The 563-nt window shown below is 45.6% G+C and carries 2 tRNA genes and 1 rRNA gene; all 3 read right to left on the bottom strand.

From position 1 onward, the window contains the following. Positions 1-192 precede the first annotated feature (192 nt). Positions 193-268 (bottom strand) — tRNA-Ala (locus L2712_RS19100). A 54-nt stretch (positions 269-322) separates the two neighbouring features. Next, positions 323-399 (bottom strand) — tRNA-Ile (locus tag L2712_RS19095). Between the two features lie 70 nt (positions 400-469). Next, positions 470-563 (bottom strand): 16S ribosomal RNA (locus L2712_RS19090); the annotation flags it as partial.

Below are 563 nucleotides of genomic sequence, written 5' to 3'. Positions count from 1 at the left end.
GTTTTGAGAACTCAATTATTTTTTCGCGCTAATGCTACAAATAACCACGTACAAGTACGTCATTATCCCTTTCACATTAACACTATCAGCTTTCCAAATTTTTAAAGAGCGGGCTTAAAAAAGCCAAAGATAAATTCTGCATTTATCTTTGGCATCTCTAACCTAAACTGCATGCTCTCATCAAAGAGCAAATGGTGGAGCTATGCGGGATCGAACCGCAGACCTCCTGCGTGCAAGGCAGGCGCTCTCCCAGCTGAGCTATAGCCCCATTTACATGCAGCGAGAATAATACGTTTAATACCGAATCTTTCCGTGGAAAGATTGGTGGGTCAGAGTGGACTTGAACCACCGACCTCACCCTTATCAGGGGTGCGCTCTAACCAGCTGAGCTACAGACCCAACGTATTTCTCTATCTTCTATCAAGTAATCTGTGTGAACACTCAACAAGCATTAAATCAATCGTATAGGTAAGGAGGTGATCCAGCCCCAGGTTCCCCTAGGGCTACCTTGTTACGACTTCACCCCAGTCATGAACCACACCGTGGTAAACGCCCTCCCGAAG

It is taken from the genome of Shewanella marisflavi (assembly GCF_023283925.1).
In the GTDB taxonomy this organism is placed as follows: domain Bacteria; phylum Pseudomonadota; class Gammaproteobacteria; order Enterobacterales; family Shewanellaceae; genus Shewanella; species Shewanella marisflavi.
Note: the sequence above shows the minus strand (reverse complement) of the source record. Positions and strands in the feature narration are given on the sequence as shown.